The organism is Curtobacterium sp. Leaf261, assembly GCF_001422205.1.
GTDB lineage: Bacteria > Actinomycetota > Actinomycetes > Actinomycetales > Microbacteriaceae > Curtobacterium.
The window spans coordinates 242,480-262,879 of sequence record NZ_LMMJ01000009.1; the positions used below are offsets into that span (position 1 = coordinate 242,480).

Annotated in this window: 7 protein-coding genes, 1 tRNA gene and 1 other RNA gene; 4 read left to right on the forward strand and 5 right to left on the reverse strand. The window is 73.6% G+C overall.

Annotated features, from left to right (window positions below):
• Positions 1-3: 3 nt before the first annotated feature.
• Together ASF23_RS12205 and ASF23_RS12210 are read right to left on the reverse strand one after the other, a co-directional pair.
• On the reverse strand, positions 4-951 hold the full coding sequence (locus tag ASF23_RS12205; protein ID WP_055953824.1) for a hypothetical protein: 948 nt from the start codon (positions 949-951) through the stop codon (positions 4-6).
• On the reverse strand, positions 948-11,951 hold the full coding sequence (locus tag ASF23_RS12210; RefSeq protein ID WP_156364491.1) for a hypothetical protein: 11,004 nt from the start codon (positions 11,949-11,951) through the stop codon (positions 948-950). Before ASF23_RS12210 ends, ASF23_RS12205 begins: the two co-directional genes overlap by 4 nt.
• Positions 11,952-12,270: 319 nt before the next feature.
• Between ASF23_RS12210 and ffs the strand changes: the two genes are divergently transcribed.
• An RNA gene (ffs, locus tag ASF23_RS17880) (signal recognition particle sRNA small type) lies at positions 12,271-12,367 on the forward strand.
• Between the two features lie 57 nt (positions 12,368-12,424).
• The gene (locus tag ASF23_RS12215) at positions 12,425-13,099 is read left to right on the forward strand and encodes an SDR family oxidoreductase (RefSeq protein WP_055953831.1); all 675 of its coding nucleotides are present in this window, start codon (positions 12,425-12,427) and stop codon (positions 13,097-13,099) included.
• A 108-nt stretch (positions 13,100-13,207) separates the two neighbouring features.
• Here ASF23_RS12215 and ASF23_RS12220 read toward each other — a convergent pair whose 3' ends face one another.
• Together ASF23_RS12220 and pta are read right to left on the reverse strand one after the other, a co-directional pair.
• On the reverse strand, positions 13,208-14,404 hold the full coding sequence (locus ASF23_RS12220) for an acetate/propionate family kinase (protein WP_055953834.1): 1,197 nt from the start codon (positions 14,402-14,404) through the stop codon (positions 13,208-13,210).
• Between the two features lie 126 nt (positions 14,405-14,530).
• Positions 14,531-16,648: a phosphate acetyltransferase gene (gene pta / locus ASF23_RS12225; RefSeq protein ID WP_055953837.1), complete on the reverse strand. Its 2,118-nt coding sequence runs from the start codon at positions 16,646-16,648 to the stop codon at positions 14,531-14,533.
• A 166-nt stretch (positions 16,649-16,814) separates the two neighbouring features.
• Between pta and ASF23_RS12230 the strand changes: the two genes are divergently transcribed.
• Positions 16,815-16,899: transfer RNA gene (locus ASF23_RS12230), tRNA-Ser, on the forward strand.
• Positions 16,900-17,258: 359 nt separating this feature from the next.
• Positions 17,259-17,897 (forward strand): hypothetical protein, encoded by a 639-nt coding sequence (locus tag ASF23_RS12235; RefSeq protein ID WP_156364492.1) that lies wholly within the window; start codon positions 17,259-17,261, stop codon positions 17,895-17,897.
• An 80-nt stretch (positions 17,898-17,977) separates the two neighbouring features.
• On the opposite strand, the gene ASF23_RS12240 is transcribed toward ASF23_RS12235, so the two are convergent.
• Complete coding sequence (locus tag ASF23_RS12240) at positions 17,978-20,188, reverse strand: helicase HerA-like domain-containing protein (protein ID WP_055953843.1); 2,211 nt, start codon at positions 20,186-20,188, stop codon at positions 17,978-17,980.
• Between the last annotated feature and the right edge of the window lie 212 nt (positions 20,189-20,400).

A 20,400-nucleotide genomic window follows, 5' to 3' on the forward strand; every position in this document is an offset into this window, starting at 1 on the left:
GCGTCAGCCGGATCCGGTCGGTCGGTCGGGCCCGCGCCGACCGCGCACGCGGTCGCGGCGCGGGACCGTGCGCGCGAGGACCCCGATCATCGCGAGGAGGCCGCCGAGCCCGACGCCCACGATGAGCGGGACCACGGTGCCGGTCCATGCCAGCGCGCCCCCGATCCTCCCGTCCGGATGCGCGCGGCCCGCACGACCGGCGCCCGCGTCGTCCGGTCCTGGACTGTCCGTCGACGCGCTCCCGTCCGCGGTCCCGCTCCCGTCCCCGGTCTCGTTCTCGTTCTCGTTCTCGTTCTCGTTCGACGGTTGGTTCGACGACCCGCCGACCGCACCGACCGCGCCGAAGGTCAGGTCGACCGTGGCGGTCACCACCGGGGCGTTCGGTGGGGCGGTCGCCGTCCGGACCGCCGCGAGGAGGTGCACGCCACGTCCCGCTCGCACGTGTCCGAGGGGGAAGGACGCGTTCGCGACGTCGGCGAGCGGACGGTTCGCGCTGACCGTCGCGATGCTGCCGTCGCAGGTCGCCACGGCGTGGTCGATGCGCCAGCCCCCGGAGCACCGGCGGATCTCGAGCCACAGACCGTCGGCTCCTGCGGAGAGGTCTCCCGACGCCCGGACCCGGACGCTGACGTCGGCATCGGCCGTGGGGGTGCCGGTGACCCGCCACTCGGCGGGTTCGCCGGGAACGATGCCCTGCGCGGTGAACCCGGGGACCTTGTCGGACACCACGGTGATCGCGCCGTCGTCGACGGGGTCGGCGGGGTCGGCGGGGTCGGCGGGATCGGCCGGCAGCGCGACAGCCACGGTCGCGGGCGGTGCCGCCGCGGCCAGGGGCGGTGCCGCCGCGGCCGGGAGCGGTGCCGCCGCGGCCGGGGGAGGAACGGAGGAGAGCGTGACGACCGCGGCGAGGCCGACGACGACCATCGTCGTCGTCGGCCAGGCCGGGGTCATCGCCGTGACCGCCGGCGGACCGACGCGGCGAACCGGGACAGTCCGAGCATCAGGAACCCGAGCAGCAGGATCCCGAGTCCGGAGGCCGTGATCGGGAGCACCTCCGAGCCCGTGAAGGCGAGTCCACCGGTGCGCGGCCCCGACCCGGTGGCGGTGCCGACGCCGATCAGCGTTCCCGTCCCGGGGGCGCCGACGCCGGGGGTGCCCGGCGTCCCGGGGAGACCCGGTGTGCCCGGCGTCCCCGGCGTGCCCGGAGTCCCAGGCGTGCCCGGTGTGCCGGGAGTGCCGGGGTTGCCCGGTGTCGTGTCGGCCGCGGTCACGACGACCACGATGGACTGCGGCGCCGTCGTCGCCCCGTCGACCGTCTCCGTGACGGCGACCACGTGCGTCCCGACGCCCAGGCCCGGGACCGTCACCGACCATGCCCCGGTCACCGGGTCGGCCGTCACCGTGACGGGAGTCCGCCCGTCGACGGAGATCGACACGGTCGCGCCCGGCTGGGCGGTCCCGCTCATCGGCCAGTCCGTGGACCCGTCCGCGTTCGCCTGCCGTGTCGCGCCGTTCGCCGGTGAGACGATCTCGACGGGCGCCACCGCCATGAGCGCGACCGTCTGCGGGACCGCCGAGGACGTCCGTCCGTCCACCTCCTGCGTCGCCGTGATCACGTAGCGACCGACGACGAGGTTCCGGAACGTCACGGTCCAGCGCCCGGAGGCAGCCGCACGGGTCGTGATCGAGTCGCCGTTCGAGAGCGTCACCGTCACGAGTGCACCCGGTGTTGCGAGACCGCTCACGACCAGGTCCTGCCTGCCGTCCATCCCGGTGTCGGGGATGAGCTCGTCCGGGGTCGGCGAGGTGATGGTGATCGTCCCCGCCGGTGCCGCTGTGGACACCGTGAAGGTCGTCGATGCGGGATCGGAGACCGAACCGTCGACCGTCTGCGTCGCGACGACCCGGTGCGGACCCACCTCGAGGCCGTTCGCCGGCACCGACCAGACCCCGTCGAACCCGGCCGTGACCGTCACCGGTGTGCGACCGTCGATGCTGACCGACACCGTGGCGAGGGGTGCCGCGGTGCCCCGGATCGGGACGTCCGCCGTGCCGTCGGGACCGGACGGGCCGCCCGTGCCCGCGGGGATCGTGGCGCCGTTGGTCGGGCTCGTGATCACCGGTGCTGCCGTCGGACGGACCACGAAGGTGGTCCCGACCGCAGCCGAGGTCCCGCCGCCGACCGTCTGGGTCGCAGATGCCGTGTGGCTCCCGACACCGACGGCGGGCACGGTCACGGACCATGCTCCGGACGGCCCGGCGGTGCTCGTCCTGGCAGTCCCGCCGTCGACCCGCACCGTGACGGTGGCGTTCGCCGCAGCGGACCCGGACAGGATCACCGGGGTGGTGTCCGTGCGCGTCCCCACCGTGTACGGCGCACCGCCGTTCGGCGTGGCGATCGTGATCGGTGCGGCCGGCCCGACCGTCACCGGCTGGAGCACCGGGGCGCTGGTCGCACCCGAGACCGTCTCGGTGACCGAGACGACACCGACGCCGGACGGGACGCCGGGGACGTCGACGGACCAGTTGCCGTCGCCGCCCGCGGTCGTCGTCACGCTGTGTCCGTCGCCGAGGTCGACGGTGACCGACGCCCCCGGCTCCGCGGTCCCCGCGACCGGCACCGTCGCGGTGCCGTCCGGGGCCGCGGTGAGCACCGGGGTGCCCCCCGTCGGCGCCGTGACGGTCACGCCGTCGGCGACCACGACCGTGACGACACGGGTCTCCGGGTCCGACGTGACCCCGCCGGTGGTCTGCGTGACGGACACGGTGTGTGCGCCGTCACCGACCCCGGGGACCGAGACGGACCATCCGCCGTCGTCCCCGGCGGTCGTCGTGACCGGTGTCGTCCCGGTCCCGAGGTCGACCGTCACCGTCGCACCGGGCTCCGCGGTCCCGGCGACCGGGACGGTGACCGTCGTCGCCGGCCCGAACGCGACCGGTGTGGCTCCGTCGGCAGGCGTGTCGATGACGACCGGCGCGGCCTGTCGGACCGTGAGGTCGACCTCCGTCGCCGCGGAGACGACACCACCGACGTCCTCGGTGACCTTCGCCGTGAAGGTGCCCGTCGGGACACCGGGGACCGTGAGGCTCCAGGTGCCGTCCGGGGCCACGACGGAGGCGGTGAGTCCGCCGCCGAGGTCGACCGTCACGACCGCGCCGGGTTCGGCGGTCCCGCGGAACGGGACCGCGAGCGTGTCGCCGCCGTCCACGATCGTGAGGCGTGCACCGTCGGCGGGGCTCGACACCGTCACCGTCGCGGCCTGCCGGATCCGGAAGGTCGTCGCCGCGGCGGACGACGTGGAGTCGTCGACGGTCTGCGTGGCGTGCACCGTGTAGCTGTCCACGCCGAGCGCCCGGAACGTGACCGTCCAGGAGCCGTCCGCCGGATCCGCGGTGGTCGTCTCGGCCTGCCCACCGACGTCGACCGACACGGCCGCACGCGGGTCGGCGACACCGGACACCACGACGTCACGCGTCCCGGATGCACCGACCACCGTGTACGCGGTGCCCGACGGCGGCGTCTGCACGACGATGCCGTCGACCCCGTCCACCCGGAAGTCGCGGGTCTCGGCCGTCGAGGTCGTCCCCTGCACCGTCTGGGTGACCGATGCGGTCTGCGGGCCGACCGGCACGCCGCCGATCTGGACGCTCCACGCGCCACCGGGGCCCGCCGTGGTCCGGGCGGTGCGGCCGGAGCCGAGGTCGACCGAGATCGCCGCCAGCGGTTCGGCGGATCCGGCGACGACCACCGTGGCCGTCCCGTCGGATCCGGCGACCACGATCCGCGCACCGTCACCCGGGGTCCGGATGACCACGGGAGCAGCTGCGGCGACCACGACCTGCCGGGTCGAGGCGTCCGAGGTCGTCGCGCCGACCGTCTGGGTCACGCTGATCGTCTGCGTGCCGACCCCGACACCGGGCACCGACACCGACCACGCCCCCGATCCGTCCGCCGTCCTGGTCACGGTCGCGCCCGCCCCGAGGGTGACGGAGATCGTCGCCCCGGGTGCGGCCGTACCGGACACCGGGACCGTCGTGGTCTGACCGTCGTCGGCGACGGTGATCGTCGTGCCGGTCGCCGGCGTGACGATGGTGACACCGGCCGCGGCCGCGACGGTCACGCTCCTGGTGTCGGGGGCCGACGTCGTGCCGGCGACGGTCTGCGTCGTCGTCACGGTGTGCTGCCCGACGGGGACGGCGTCGACCGTGATTGTGAACCGGCCGTCGTCGCCCGCCGTCGCCTGACCGGACAGGCCGTCACCGAGCGTGGTGTCGACGCGTGCACCCGGTTCGGCGCTGCCCGTCACGGTGACCGTGGCGGTGCCGTCCGGACCGACGCCCGCGAGCGTCGTGCCGTCCGCCGGAGCATCCACCCCGAGTGCCGCGGCGACGTCGATCGTCACGTCGCGGGTGGCCGGGGCCGAGGTCGTCCCGGCGACGACCTGCGAGACCGACGCCGTGTACGAGCCCTCCGGCACGCCGGCGACGGTCACCGACCACGCACCCGACGCGTCGGCGCGGGTCGTCGCCGTGTGGCCGAACCCGAGGTCGACCTCGACGACGGCCCGAGGCTCCGCGGTGCCGCTGACGGGGACGTCCGCGGTGGTCGCCGGCGCGAAGACCGTCGTGGTCGTGCCGGACCTCGGTGAGTCGATCGTCACGACCGCGGCCGCCACGACCGTGATCGGGCGTTCGACCGGATCCGAGAGGACACCCCCGACGGTCTCCGTGACCGAGACGGTGTGATCGCCGACCGCGACGCCCGTGACCGAGCCGGACCAGGAGCCCGACGCGTCCGCGGTGGCGGTCGTGGTGCGGCCGCCGATCGCGATCGCGACGGTCGCCCCGGGCTCGGCGGTGCCGGACACGGGGACGGTCGCCGTCTGGTCGCGGTCCGCGACCCGAACGGTCGTGCCGGACGCCGGGGTCGTGATCACGACGTCCTCCGCGGCCCGGATCGAGAAGGTGGTCGCCGGTGCGTCGGCAGTGGTGCCGCCGACGTCCTGGGTGGCCCGGACGGTGTACCCGTCGACACCGAGACCGGTGAAGGTGACCGACCACGTGCCGGTCGAGCCGTCCGCGGTGGTCTGCTCGGTGTCGCCGCCGGTCCGGACCGTGACGCCGGCGCCCGGTTCGGCGACACCGGACACGACCACGTCGCGGGTCCCGTCGGCGCCGACCACGGAGTACGTCGTGCCGGTGGCGGGGGTCTGGACGACGATGCCCTCGCCCGCGGCCACCGAGAACGGGTGCTCGACCGCGGCGGAGGTGGTCCCGCCGACCGACTGGGTCACCGACGCCGTGTACGCGCCGACGTGGACGCCGTCGACGGTGACCGACCACACGCCCCCCGGGCCTGCCGTGGTCGTGGCCGTGCCGGCCGCGCCGAGGTCGACGGTGATCGTGGCGCCCGGCTCCGCGGAGCCGCTCACCACGACGGACGCGACGGCCGTCGGTCCGGCGACCACCACGGTGGATCCGGACGCCGGCGTGCGGACGACGAGCTCTGCACCCGGGGCGACCGTGACCGGCCGGGTGACCGGTTCGGACACACCACCGCCGACGGTCTGCGTCGCGACGATGGTCCGGTCGCCGACGGGCACCCCGGGGATCGTGACCGACCACGTGCCGTTCGCCGCGACCGTCGTCGTCGCGGAGCGGCCGGAGCCGATCGCGACGTCGATCGTGGCACCGGACTGTGCGCTGCCGGAGACCCGGATGGTCGCGGTCTGGTCGGCATCCGCGACGGTGATCGTCGCACCGGTGTCCGGGCTCGTGATCGCGAGGGCGGTCGCCGGTCGGACGGACAGGGTCTGCGTGACCGGCGACGACGTGGTGTCGCCGACGGTCTGGGTGACCGAGATCGAGTGCGCGCCGACGGCGACACCGGGGACCGACGTCGCCCAGCGGCCGTCACCGCCCGCGGTCGTGGTCACCGGGGTGTTCCCGCTGATGGTCACGACGACCGCAGCCCCCGCCTGGGCAGAGCCGGAGACCGGGATGGAGGCGGTGGTGCCGGCATCGACGACGGTGACCGTGGCGCCGGGGGTCGGCGCGGCGATCGACAGCGCATCCCCCGGTGCGACGGTGAACGTGGTCGTGACGGCGGCGGAGGTCGACCCCGCGACCGTCTGGGTCGCGGAGGCGCGGTGGTTCCCGACTGCGACACCGGTGAAGTCGGCGCTCCATGCACCGTCCCTCCCGGCCGTGACGGTCTGCGCCGTCCCGTCGTCGAGCGTGACGCGGACGGCTGCGGCCGCCTCCGCGGCCCCGCTGACGGTCACGGTCGTGGCCGAGTCGCCCTGGGCGACCGCGATCGTCGAGCCGTCACCCGGCCGCGCGATCGAGATCGGGTCGGCGACACCGACGCGGATCGGCACGTCGACGGCCGTCGAGACGGTGTCGCCGACGCGCTGGGTGACGCGCACCACCTGGTCGCCGGCGGTGACGCCGGCCACGTCCACGCTCCATGCGCCGTCGCGGTCCGCCTGCACCGAGGCCGAGTGGTCGCCACCGAGCTCGACCACGACGGTCGCGGTGGGCTCGGCGGTACCGGAGACCGTGACGGTCGTCGAGCTCGTGTCGTCCGCGACGGTGTACGCCTGGTTCCGCGCGGGAGCGGCGACGACGAGCGATGCACCGGCCGCGACGGTGAAGGTGGACCGGACGACCGACGAGGTCGACCCGTCGACGGTCTGGGTCGCGGCGAGGCGGTGGTCGCCGGTGCCGAGGCCCGGCACCTGGACGGACCAGCTGCCGCCGGCGTCCGCAGACGTCGTGACGGGGGTGCCGCCGTCGACCGTCAGCGTGACGGTCGCACCCGGCGCGGCGTCACCGGCCACGGTGGCCGTCGTCGTCGAGGAGTCCTCCGCCACGGTGATCGTGCTGCCGCCGGCGGGCTGGCGGACGTCGAGCGCCGGGGCGGCGATGATCGTCACGGTCCGGGCGACGGCGGTGCTCGTCGTGCCGCCGATCGACTGCACGACGGTCCCGACGTGTCGGCCGACCGGGACGCCGGGAACGCTCGTCGACCATGCGCCGTCACCGTCGACGGTCGCCGTCGCGGTGAGACCGGACCCGAGGTCGACCCGGACGAGTGCGCCGACCTGTCCCGTCCCGGAGAAGGGCACGTCGCGCGTGGCGTCGACGTCGGCGACGGTGCGGGACACGTCCCCGGCGGGGTCGGTCACGACGAGCGGGGAGCCGGCCGTCACGGTCACCGTGCGCGTCACCGCCCGCCCGATGAGACCGTCGACGGTCTGCGTCGCGCTCACGGAGTACTCCCCGACCGGCAGACCGGCGAACGAGGTCGTCCAGGTCCCGTCGGTCGCGGTGACCGTCCGGGACGCACCGGTCGACAGCGTCACGGTGACGCTCGCCCCGACGGCGGCCGTGCCGGACACCGGGAGGTCGACGCTCGACGCGGTGTCCGCGACGACGACGTCGGTGACGGGCTGCGCCGGGTCGGTGACGGCGAGCGGCGCGCTCGCGGCGACCGTGAGCGGCTGGTCCGGACTGGAGGCCGTGGTGCCGTTCACCGTCTGGGTCGCCGAGAGCGTGTGGGGACCGACGCCGACACCGACGAAGGTGACGGCCCAGGCGCCGTCCGGCGACGAGGTCGTCGAGCGGGTCGTGCCGTCGAGGGCGACCGTGACGGGGACGTTCGCCGCGCCGGTGCCCGTGACGACGACCGGGCGGGTGCCGTCGGCGTCCGGTACGGGCAGCGTGTCGCCGCTCGCGGGTGTGGTGATCCGGACGGAGGTGGCGGCCACGATCGAGAAGGTCCTCGTGGCAGGCGTGGCCGAGGTCTGGCCGCCGAGCGTCTGCGTGGCGCTGACCGTGTGCTGACCGACACCGAGTGCGGGGACGGTGACCGTCCACGTGCCGTCGTCGCCCGCCGTCGTGCGCTGCGGAGCGGCACCCGGGGTCGTGACGTCCACGATCGCGCCCGGCGCCGCGGTCCCCGTGACGGGGACGTCGACCGCGGTGAGCGGTCCGGCGACCTGGATGGGCGGCGTGGTCGTCGGCCGCGTGATCGCGACGGGTGCCGCTGCCACGACGACGAAGGTCGTCGGGAGCGCGTTCGTGACGTCGCCGTCGACGTCCTGGGACGCACGGACGGTGTAGTCACCGGTGCCGACGGCGGGGAACGTCACCGTCCAGGTGCCGTCGGTCGCCGTCGTGGTCCTGGTCGTCCCGCCGGTGATCGTCACGGTCACCGGCGCGCCGACGGCCGCGGTACCGGTCACGACGACCGGGGTCGTGCCGTCGCCGTCGACCACGGTGTACCGCGCACCCGTCGGGGGCAGATCGATCGCCACCGCACGGCCGGCGACCACGGCGAAGTCCCGGGTCACGGTGGCGGAGGTCGTGCCGTTCACGGTCTGCGTGGCGGTGACGCGGTGCGGACCGACGGCGAGTGCCACGGTCCCGCCCGCCGGAGCCGTCCAGCCACCGCGGGAGTCCGCGGTCACGAGCACCGGGGCGCCCTGGTCGAAGGAGACCGACACCGCGGCGCCGGGCTGTGCCGTGCCGCTCGTGACCACGTTCGCACTGCCGTTCGAGGCTGCGGGGATCTGCTGGTCGGCGGTCGGGGTCGTGATCGCGAGCGATGCACCCGCCGCGACCGTGAACCCCCGGTCGATCGCGTCGGACGCCGCACCGGCCACGACCTGGGTCACGCGTGCGGTGTGCGCGCCGACGCCGACGCCGACGAGGTCGATCGACCAGGTGCCGTCACCGGCCGCGGTCGTCGTCACCGGGGAGCCGCCGTCGAGCGCGACCCGCACGGTGGCGGACGACTGCGCGGTCCCGGAGACCGTGACCGTCGCCGTCGAGGTGCTCTCGGCGACCGCGATGGTGCTGCCCTGGACCGGGGCGGTCACGGCGAGCGGAGCACCCGCGTCGACGGTGATCGACCGCGTCTGGACCGGCGAGACCGTCCCGCCGACCGTCTGCGTGACGGACAGGGTGCGCGTCCCGACCGGGACACCACTGATCGAGGTCGACCACGCGCCGGTCGTACCGTCCGCGGGGACGGAGCTGACGAATGCGCCGCCGAGCGAGACGAGTACGTCGGCCCCGGGCTGCGCGGTGCCGGTCACCGTGACCGAGGCGGTGGCGTCCCGGTCGACGACGATGACCGTGCTGCCGTCGGTCGGCGCGGTGACGACGAGCGGAGCTCCCGCCGAGACGCTGAACGCGGCGGTGACCGGCGCCGAGGTGGTCCCCGCGACGGTCTGGGTCGCGGTGGCCGTCCGGGCACCGACGGGCACACCTGCGAAGGTCGTCGTCCAGGCGCCGTCGAAGCCCGCCGTCACGGTCGCGGCGAACGACCCGCCGATCGACACGTCGACGGTGGCGTTCGGAGCTGCGGTGCCACTGACCGTCACGGGGACGGTCGACCCGGCGTCGGCGACGGTGTAGGCGGTCCCCGGAGTCGGGGTCGTGATGCGGAGCGCGGCGCCCGGCGTCACGGAGACGGTGCGGGTGACCGGGGTCGAGACGACACCGCCGACGGTCTGGGTGACCGATGCGGTGCGGCTCCCGACGGGGACGCTCCGCACCGTGGCGGACCAGGAGCCGTCGCCGGCTGCGGTCGTCGTCGCGGTGAGGCCGGTCCCGAGGTCGACGGTCACGGTCGCACCCGGCTGCGCGCTGCCGGTGACGGGCACGTCCCGGGTGCCGGAGGCGTCGGCGACCGGGTAGTCGGTGCCGTTCGCGGGCGAGGTCACGGTGAGTGCTGCTGCGGCCGCGACCGAGAACGCACGGGTCACCGGCGCCGACGTGGTGTCGCCGACGGTCTGCGTGACGCTCGCCGTGGCGGGTCCGACCGGGACGTTCGCCACGACGATGCTGTACGTGCCGTCGGAGGCCGCGGTGCCGGTCCCCGTGCGGCCGCCGCCGAGGTCGACCACGACGGTCGAGTTCGCCGTCGCCGTCCCGGTGACGGTGATCGGGGTGGTCGCTCCCGGTGTGATCACCGTGAAGGTCTGGCCGACGCTCGGGCTCGTGATCGTGAGCACCGCCTGGGCCACGACGGAGAAGGGCTGTGTCGCCGTGCCAGCGGCCTGCCCGCCGATGGTCTGGGTCGCGGTCGCCGTGAACGAACCGACCGGGACGCCGCCGATCGACGTCGTCCACCGACCGTTCGCCGCGACGGTCGCGGTTCCCGTGCGGCCGGCGCCGATCGTGACGGAGATCTGCGCACCCGGCTCTCCCGCGCCGCCGATCGTCACGGAGCGCGTCGAGGAGGCACCCGGCACGCTGAAGGGCTGGTTCGCGGTCGGCGTCGTGATGGTCGGGGCGACGAAGGTCGTGGCGCGGACCGTCGAGGTGCCGAGGTCGACCGTGGCGACGTTCGCGCCGGGCAGGATCGCGAGTCGGAGCGCGTGCACGCTGGTGGCACCGGCGTCGGTGCCCCTGGGGTCCCGGAACCCGGTCGAGGTGTCCTGCGCGTTCACGGTGACGTCGATGACCTGTCGGAGGATCGACGTGATCGGTGTGGTCGTCGTGACGAGCGTGTCGACCGCGGTCGTGACGGTGGTGAGCGTCGTCCCGAGGGTCGTCAGCGCAGCCGGCCCCGCGACGGGGCTGAGCACGCCCCGGACGGTCGTCAGGAGGCCGGGCACGACGTCGCGGGTGACCGCCGTGAGTGCACTCGACAGCAGTGCGCCCGTGAGTCCGAGGCCGCTCAGGGAGACCGTCGGTGCGGCGGCGCCCTGGACACCGAGGATGCCACCGACGGAGGTCCCGACGGTGACGGTGAGCGGCGCGAGCGGGATGCCGGCGAGTCGCGCGGTCGCGGTGACCTTGAGCGTGACCGTCGTGGCGTTGACCGCGGTCGTGATCGCGGCACGGAGGGTGTTCGGTACGTCGTCCGTGAGGATCTTCGTGATCGCGGTGTTGATCGTCGTGACGGCTCCGGTGGTCAGGACCGAGGTGTTCGGGTCCTTGCCGTTCAGGTCGGAGATCTTGCCCAGGTCGATCACGACGCTGCCGGTCGAGGGCACGATCGTCACCGGGCCCTCGGTGTACGACGCGGCGAGGGTCGAGGTCAGCACGGGGGCGAGATCGACGTTCGCCGTCCCCGTCACCTGGGTCCCGGAGAGGCTGAGCACCCCGCCGAGGATCGGCCCGAGCGCCTGTTCGAGCGGACCCTGCACGGAGGCACCGGCACCCGCGATGGTGCCGTTCAGCGCGCTGTTCACCCCCGTCTGGAGCTGCGTGACCGACGGCCGGAGGCTCGTGGAGAGTCCCGCGACGGCCGGGCTCTGGAGCCGGAGCTTGGCACTCGCGATCTGGTAGGACGTCGCCGTCGAGACGGTCGCGCCCCGCGTGGCGGTGATCGAGGACCCGAGTGCGCCGACCTGGAGCTGCCCCGTGCCGAGCACGGCGGACGCCCCGGGAACCGTCGCGAGCAGCGGGCCGAGGTCCAGCGTCGCGCCCTCGCCGTCGGTGCCGTTCCCGACGCCGAGCGCACCGTTCGCGCCGAGGGTGCCCGAGGACGCCGTCGCCCCGGTCGAGGAGGAGTTCGCGTACTGGCCGGCCGCGCCGAGGGTCAGGATGCCGTTCGCACCGAGGAGGGAGATGTCGTTGCCGAGACGGAGCGTGATCGCGTTGACGACGGCGAGCGACAGCGGGTCGTCCACGGCGCCACCCGCGTCCGTGCCACCCGAGCCGGAGTACGCGGTGCCGAGCTGTGCGATGCCGTCGAGTCCGACGAGGCCGGTGCCGCTCAGCAGTGAGCCCTCCGCCTCCGTCGTGTCCATCGTGGCCGCCTGCGCGGGCGTGGTGACGAAGAACGCGGAGACGAGCGCGGCCACCACGGACACGGCGCCGATGCGGAGCGCTCCGGAGCGGTACCGGTCGTGCGGGCGACGAGGGGTCGTGGAGGCGTTCGGGTTCGTCGAACGGGCGATGCGTCCCGTCGACGTCACATGGCTGCGCATGTGCGTCTCTTTTCCTGGCGAGCACGCTCGCCACCTGATCCATGGACTCCCCCGGTGGTTGGCCGGAGGAGCGGGCTGTGTTCGGTTGTGCGATCGGTGCCGGTGCGGGGTGGTGGTCCGCGAGCCGGCGCTGATCGGTTCGAGCTGGTGAGGCTCGGGGAACCGTGGTTGGGGGTTCCTGGGTCAGATACTGACACATGTTCAGGGGCAGCGGTGCTCCCGGCACGAAGATCGCACACACCCCGTTCGAGGGGCATCGCGACCGCGGACGTCGTCGTCGGCGGTGTCGGCCCGGGGTCCCGACGTCCGGTAGACTTTCGGCGGCTCCTCACGTGACGCCATCCAGGCCAACTCCCCCAGGGCGGAAACGCAGCAAGGGTAACCGGGCTCTGGCGGGTGCGTGAGGAGTCTTCTTCGTTCCGGCGGCCAACCGGGGCTGCCATCGCCCAGCGGCCCCGAGTTGACTGGCCGCCATGAAGATCGCCATCGCCGGTGGACACGGCCAGATCGCCCTGCTGCTCACCCGCCTCATCACGGATGCCGGCCACGATGCCGTCGGCATCGTCCGGAACCCGAGCCACGTCGGCGACGTCGAGACCGCGGGCGGCACCGCCCTCGTCATCGACCTCGAGCAGATGGACGACGACGACCTCGCCCTGCGGCTCCGCGGCGTCGACGCCGTAGTGTTCGCCGCGGGTGGCGGCCCGAACAGCGGCGCGGACCGGAAGCTGTCCGTCGACCGGGACGGCGCGATCCTCCTCGCCGACGCCGCCGAGCGCATGGGCATCCGCCGCTACGTGATGATCTCCGCGATGGCTGCCGACACCTACGACCCCGAGCTCGCCCAGCTCCCCGCGAAGAACGAGGACGCGGTCTTCCAGATCTACCTCCGCGCCAAGTCCGAGGCCGACGCGAACATCCGCGCCCGCTCCCTTCGCTGGACCATCGTCCGCCCGGGTGCGCTCCTCGACACCCCGCCCCAGGGCACCGTCGTCGTCGGGCGCACGGTCCCCCGGGGCTCGATCCCACGGGCGGACGTCGCTGCCGTCGTGCTGGATGCCCTCGTCAACGACTCCGCGATCGGCCGGCAGTTCGAGGTCACGAGCGGCAGCACCCCGATCCCGGCAGCCCTGGCCGCCCTGGGCTGACCCCCGGCCCTCGCCCCGCCGCAGAACACCAGGTTGGCCGCTTCTCGCAGGGACATTCCTCTGCGAGAAGCGGCCGACTTCGTGTTCCGCGGAAGGAGACGACGGCGCCTACAGTGCGACCGCGGCCGACTGCCGGGCGATCTCGAGCTCCTCGTTCGTCGGGATGACGAGGACCGCCACGCGCGACCCGTCCGTCGAGATCCGACGGGCTCCGCGCGACGACAGCTCGTTCCGGTCGGCGTCGACCTCGATCCCGAGGTGTTCGAGTCCCGCGAGCACCCGCCGCCGCAGCAGCGCGTTGTTCTCACCGACACCGGCCGTGAACACGACGGCGTCGAGCCCGCCGAGCTGCGCCGTGTACGCCCCGACGTAGCGGCGGATCCGGTGGCGGTACACGGCGAGCGCCGCGTCGGCCACGTCGTCGCCGTCGGACGCCTGCTGCTGCACGTCCCGCATGTCGCCGCTCCCGGTCAGCCCGAGGAGCCCGGACCGCTTGTTGAGCATGGTGTCGAGGTCGTCGAAGGACATGCCGGCCTCGCGGTGCAGGTGCACGAGGATCGCGGGGTCGAGGTCACCGGACCGCGTCCCCATCACGAGCCCCTCGAGCGGCGTGAGCCCCATGGACGTCTCGATGCTCCTCCCGCCGTCGATGGCCGCCGCGGACGCCCCGTTGCCGAGGTGCAGCACGATGGTCTTCAGCGACTCCAGCGGCCGCTCCAGGAACAGGGCGGTCTGCTCGGACACGTACTTGTGCGAGGTCCCGTGCGCCCCGTAGCGACGGATGGCGAACCGCGAGGCGAGGTCGGCCGGGATCGCGTACGTGTATGCCTCGGGCGGCATGGTCTGGTGGAACGCGGTGTCGAACACGGCGACGTGCGGCACGGCGTCGAACACCTTCTTCGCCGCGCGGATGCCCTCGAGGTTCGCCGGGTTGTGCAGCGGCGCGAGGCTCGAGAGGTCGTCGATCTGCTGCTCGACCTCGGGCGTGATCACCGTCGCGGTGTCGAACAGGGTCCCGCCGTGCACCACCCGGTGCCCGACGACGGCGGGCGGGTGCTCGTCGAACGACGGCCCGACCGAGTCGAACGCGTCGAGCATCGCCTGGAACCCGGCCGCGTGGTCGGGGACGTCGGCGTGGTCGCTCGACGAGGACTCCCCCGTGATCGCGTTGGTGTGCTTCCACGCGCCGGTGTCCTCGCCGATGCGCTCGACGAGTCCCGACGCGAGCTCGCGCTCGCTCTCGAGCTCGATGAGCTGGTACTTGAACGAGCTGGATCCGGAGTTGACGACGAGTGCGGCGGGCACGGTTCCCTGCTTTCGGTCTGGAGGCACGACCCGCCTCGATCGGTCGGGTCGCGGTGCGGAGATGGTCGGGTGAGCGCCGGACGGCGCGATGGTCGAGGCGGGGCCGAGCCGCGCCTCCCCACCGGATCAGGCGGACGGTGCCGGTGTGGCGGCGGTGCCCGCCTGGATGGCGGTGATCGCGACGGTGTTCACGATGTCACTGACGAGCGCGCCCCGCGAGAGGTCGTTGATCGGCTTCCGAAGTCCCTGCAGGACCGGGCCGATCGCGACCGCACCGGCCGAGCGCTGGACGGCCTTGTACGTGTTGTTGCCGGTGTTGAGGTCCGGGAAGATGAAGACCGTCGCGTGGCCGGCGACCGGCGAGTCGGGCATCTTCGTGCTCGCGACCGTCGGGTCGGCCGCAGCGTCGTACTGGATCGGCCCCTCGACGAGCAGGTCCGGACGACGCTCCCGGACGAAGGCGGTGCCGGCGCGGACCTTGTCGACGTCCGCTCCCGAGCCGCTGTCGCCGGTCGAGTAGCTGAGCATCGCGATCCGCGGGTCGATGCCGAACTGGGTCGCGGTCTCGGCGGACGAGATCGCGATGTCCGCCAGCTGCTCGCTCGTCGGGTCCGGGATGACCGCGCAGTCGCCGTAGACGAGGACCCGGTCGGCGAGCGCCATCAGGAACACGCTCGACACGACGGAGGTGTCCGGACGGGTCTTGATGATCTCGAACGACGGCCGGATCGTGTGCGCCGTGGTGTGCTTCGCGCCGGAGACCATGCCGTCGGCGATCCCGAGGTGCACCATCATCGTGCCGAAGTAGGACACGTCGGTGACCATGTCCCGCGCGAGCTCGACGGTCATGCCCTTGTGCGCGCGGACCTGCGCGTACTCCACGGCGAAGCGCTCGCGGAGGGCCTCGTCGAAGGGGCTCACGACGTCCGCGGCGTCGAGGTCGAGTCCGAGTTCCACACCGCGCGCGCGGACGGCGGCGGGGTCGCCGAGGATCGTCAGCGCGCAGACGTCGCGCTGCAGGAGTGTCGACGCCGCGCGGAGGATGCGGTCGTCGTCGCCCTCCGGCAGGACGATGCGCTTGCGGGTCTCACGGGCGCGGTCGAGCAGCAGGTGCTCGAACATCAGCGGGGTGACGACACCGGACGGGCTGACCTGCAGCCGTTCGAGCAGGGCTGCACCGTCGACGTGCTTCTCGAACAGGGACAGCGCCAGGTCGTACTTCCGCGGGGAGTCCGCCGCGAGCCGTCCGCGGGTCTGGGTGATCCGGAGCGCCGTGTCGTACGTGCCGAGGTCGCTCGTCGCGATCGGCAGGGTGCTCGACAGACCGTCGAGGAGGCGGGAGATCTGCGGCAGCATCTCGAACCCGCCGTTGAGGATGACGCCGGCGACCGACGGGAACGTGTCGGAGTCGTTCGCGAGCAGGGTGGCGATGAGGACGTCGTTCCGGTCCCCGGGCACGACGACGATCCCGCCCTCGATGAGCCGGGGCAGCACGTTCTCCATGCTCATGCCGGCGACGACGGTGCCGAGCGCCTCACGGTCGAGCAGGGCGTCGTCGCCACGCACCAGCGTGGCGTTCGTCGCCTGGAGCAGCGCGCGGACGGTCGGTGCGACGAGCACGGCGTCCTCGGGGATCGCCCAGACCGGCGTCTCGGGGTGACTGTCGTGCACGGCGTGCTCCACACGTTCGACGATCTCCGGCAGGGCTGCGGGGTCGGCACGGTTCACGACGACACCGACCAGGGCCGCGTGCGCCGCTCGGAGCTCGCTCGTGGTGAGCTCGGCGACCTGGCCCATGTCCTCCGGTGACCGCGCGGCACGGTCGGCGCTGTTCCGGCCGCCGAGGACGAGGAGTACCGGGGCGCCGAGGTTCGCGGCGACCCTGGCGTTGAAGGACAGCTCCGTCGGGCTCCCGACGTCGGTGTAGTCCGAGCCGACGATGACGACGGCGTCGCACTGCCGCTCGACGTGCGCGAACCGGTTCACGATGCTCGACAGTGCGGCGTCCGGGTCGCCGTGCAGGTCGTCGTACGTGACGCCGATGCAGTCCTCGTACGGGATGTCCGCGACGCTCTGCTCCAGGATGAGGTCGAGGACGTAGTCGCGCTCGGTCGTCGAGCGCGCGATCGGGCGGAACACCCCCACCCGGCCGACGGTGCGCGCGAGGGTCTCGAGGACCCCGAGGGCGACGGTGCTCTTGCCGGTGTGTCCTTCTGCTGACGTGATGTAGATGCGGGTCGACACGACTCCGAGCGTAGCCCGGGCCGTCCGACGGAAGCTGGGCGGGCCGGCTGTCCGAGGGCTGTCCGTGCCTGTCGGGGGTGGGGCGTGCCTCCCGTCCGGAGCGGACGGTCGTGAGCATGCGCCGCGACCTGTACCATTGGGTGTCGCCATCCCCGGATGGCGATCCGGAGGATTCGCCTAGTGGCCTATGGCGCACGCTTGGAAAGCGTGTTGGGTGCAAGCCCTCAGGGGTTCGAATCCCCTATCCTCCGCCGACAGGCCCTCGGGTCTCCACCGACAGGCCCTCGGGTCTCCACCGACAGGCCCTCGGGTCTCCGCCAGCAGGCCCTCGGGTCTCCACCAGCAAGCCCCCCGCCTCGCCGGGGGGCTTCCTCGTCGGCACGAACGGTCGTTCCACCCGGGGTCCCCCTTGTGCCGGACACCCCTGAACCCCGCCGATGTCGGCTCGCCGTGAGCGCTGTTCCGGACCCGCTCCGGTGTCCTATGCTGACCCCAGGAACGACCGGTCCACCCGGTTCGTCCCAGGTGTGACACGCGGCAGGGGCGCCGCGGGAGGATCCGATCGCGCAGCCGTCGGACCGCTGCACCGTTGATCGCGAGGAGACCTGCCGTGGGGGGAACGACGGCACGAGCACGGCCGGTGGCGGCCGCCTACGACCTCGTGGTGCGCCCGCGCACGACGCTGCTCCGGAGCACCGCGCTCAGCATCGCCTTCTCCGCAGCCCCCCTCGCCGTCGCGCTCATGTGGGTCTCGCTCCCGCCGCGCCTGTGGGCCCTCGTCGCCTCCGTCGTCGTCGTGCTCGCCCTCGCGACGACCGTGGTGCTCGTGCGCCTCGGGACGGCGTTCGTCGGGATCGGACCGGAGCGCTTCGACCTCCGTCGGGTGATGAGCCCGAACGTGACGCTCGACCGCTCCGACGTCGACCGGATCGTCCTCGCCACGACGTACGGCGGGTCGGTCGACCGGACGACCAGGGAGCTGGTGGCGCTGTCGACCTCCGGGACGGTGCTCTTCCGGATGCGGAGCGACCTCTGGGACGAGACGACCATCGCGCGCGTGGCGAACGTGTTCGGGGTGCAGATCACGGAGCTCCGCAAGCCGATGCCGATCCGTGCGTTCGCGCGACGGTTCCCGACCGGGCGGGCCTGGCACGAGGGACGTCGCGGCCTCGTCGCCGTCGGCACGATCGCCGCCGTGTTCGTGCTCGGTGTGCTCATCGCGGAGACGACCGGCCTGCTCGTCGGATGATCGCGCGAGGCGCCGCGGGCTGGTCCTGCGGCGCCGCGGGCTGATCCCGGGGCGCCGGAGCTGATCGCGAGGCGCCGCGGTCAGCGCCGCCGCAGCGTCGAGAAGATCCCCTTCACGACCTCCTTGGCGATGGTGCCGCCGAGCCCGCCGCCGAGCATGTCCGACAGCGCGTCGCCCCCGCCGCGCGAGCTGCGGGTGGTCCGCGTCGTGCGCGTCGACGTCGTCCGTGACCGCTTGGCCTCCGCCGCCCGCTCGGCCTTCTCGAACTCGCGCTGGGTCCGCTCGTACTCGCGCTGCGCCGCGGCCCGCTCGCGCTCCTCGGTCTTGGCGTCACGCGCCGCAGCCGCAGCCGCCTCCTTCGCCTGCTTGGCTGCCGCGACCTCCGCATCGGCCTGTCGCGCCGCCGCCTCCTCCTCCGCCGCTGCCGCGTTCGCGGAGGCAGCCGCCGCCTCGAGCTTCCGCGCGAGGATCTCGTGCGCCGAGTCCGGGTCGACGGGCGTCCCGTAGGTCGCGAAGAGCGGGGAGGCCTCGACCGCCGCGCTCATCGCCGCCGCGGGCATCGGGTCCATCGAGCCCCGGGGTGCCCGGAGCCGGGTCCACGCGACGGGCGTCGGCGCACCCTTCTCGTTCATCACGGTGACGATCGCCTCCCCGGTGGCCAGGGAGGTCAGCACCTCGCCCAGGTCGTACTCGCTCGTCGGGTAGGTCGACACGGTCGCCCGGAGCGCCTTCGCGTCGTCCGGGGTGTGCGCACGGAGCTGGTGCTGGATGCGCGAGCCGAGCTGCGCCAGGACGTCGTTCGGCACGTCCTTCGGGGTCTGCGTCACGAAGAACACCCCGACGCCCTTCGACCGGATGAGCCGGACCGTCCGCGTGATCTGCTCGAGGAAGTCCTTCGACGCGCCGCTGAAGAGCAGGTGCGCCTCGTCGAAGAAGAACACGAGCTTCGGCTTGTCCTGGTCACCCACCTCGGGGAGCTCGTTGAACAGGTCGGCGAGCATCCACATCAGGAAGGTGGAGAACACCGCGGGCTTGTCCTGCACACCGGGGACCTCGAGGAGGCTGACGATGCCGGTGCCGTCCGCGGCAGTGCGGAGGAACGCCTGCGTGTCGATCTCGGGCACCCCGAAGAACGTGTCCGCACCCTGGTCGGCGAACGTGATGAGCTCACGGAGGATCACCCCGACGGTCTGCTTGCTGAGACCACCGAGGTCCGCGAGCTCGCCCTTGCCGGCGTCCGAGGTGAGGTAGGTGAGCACGCTCCGGAGGTCCGTGAGGTCGACGAGCGGGAGCCCGGCCTGTTCGGCGTAGTGGAACACGAGGCCGAGCGAGGACTCCTGGGTGTCGTTGAGGCCGAGGACCTTCGCCATCAGGAGCGGGCCGAACCCGGACACCGTCGCGCGGACGGGCACGCCGGTCCCGGTCCCGCCGAGGGAGAAGAACTCCGTCGTGCTCGCGGCCGGGGTCCAGTCCTGGCCGATCCCCTCGGTACGGGCGAGCAGTTTGGGGTTGGCGCTCCCCGCCACGGCGAGCCCGGAGAGGTCGCCCTTGACGTCGGCGGCGAACACCGGGACACCGGCCGCGGCGATCTGTTCGGCCAGCACCTGCAGCGTCTTCGTCTTGCCGGTCCCGGTCGCCCCGGCGACGAGCCCGTGGCGGTTGAGCATGCCGAGCGGGATCCGGACCTGCACGTCGGGCAGGGCCTCGCCGTTGACGAGGGCCCCGACCTCGACGGCGGTCCCCTCGACGGCGTAGCCGGTGCGGACGGCGTCGACGCCGGTCGCGCTGAGCGGCCCGGCGGGCGTCGGCCCGGCGGGCGTCGGAGCGGTGGGTGTCGGAGCGGCGGGCGTCGGCCCGGCGCCGTCAGCCGGGTTCCCGTCGGTCGCGCCCTCGGCGGGCCGGTCGGGAGGCACGGTGCCGGTGCCCGTGTCGGCTGTCGGGACCGACGTGGTCGCCTCGGCAGGCCCCGTCGGAGCCGAGTCCTCGGCGACCGCGGGCTCCGTGGCGGGCGCGGGCGGTGCCTCCCGGCCGGCCGCAGGCTCACCCGAGGTGACCGTCTCGGCGACCGCGGGCTCCGTGGCGGGCGCGGGCGGTGCCTCCCGGCCGACTGGTGAGGCCGTGTCGGGCGCGGGCGGTGCGGCGGCGGCCTGTGTGGCGACGGCCTGCGCCTCGAGCGCGTCGGCGAGCACTTCGGCGCGGGCGGCGGCCTCGTCCGCGAGGCGCCGGGCCTCGTCAGCGGCGGTGCGGGCTGCTGCGGCAGCGGCGCGGGCTTCCTCGACGGGATCCGACATGTGCTCAGCCTAGAGACCGGGCGGCCTCGTGGGGAGTCCTCGGCCGCCGGGTGTCGCTCCATGCTCCCGCATCAGGCGACACCCCTCGTGCGAAACGACGTCGCGAACCGCTCGTGACGTCGCTCGATGCCCTCGCATCGGATGCGTGGGCATCGGACGACGACTTTCGCGCGAGACGACGTCGCGAACCGGCGGGGTTGTCGCTCCATGCG

Coding starts and splice junctions, on each gene's coding strand:
- ASF23_RS12205 (WP_055953824.1), bottom strand. CDS start 951: ATGACCCCGGCCTGGCCGACGACGACGATGGTCGTCGTCGGCCTCGCC.
- ASF23_RS12215 (WP_055953831.1), top strand. CDS start 12,425: ATGAAGATCGCCATCGCCGGTGGACACGGCCAGATCGCCCTGCTGCTC.
- ASF23_RS12210 (WP_156364491.1), bottom strand. CDS start 11,951: ATGCGCAGCCATGTGACGTCGACGGGACGCATCGCCCGTTCGACGAAC.
- ASF23_RS12240 (WP_055953843.1), bottom strand. CDS start 20,188: ATGTCGGATCCCGTCGAGGAAGCCCGCGCCGCTGCCGCAGCAGCCCGC.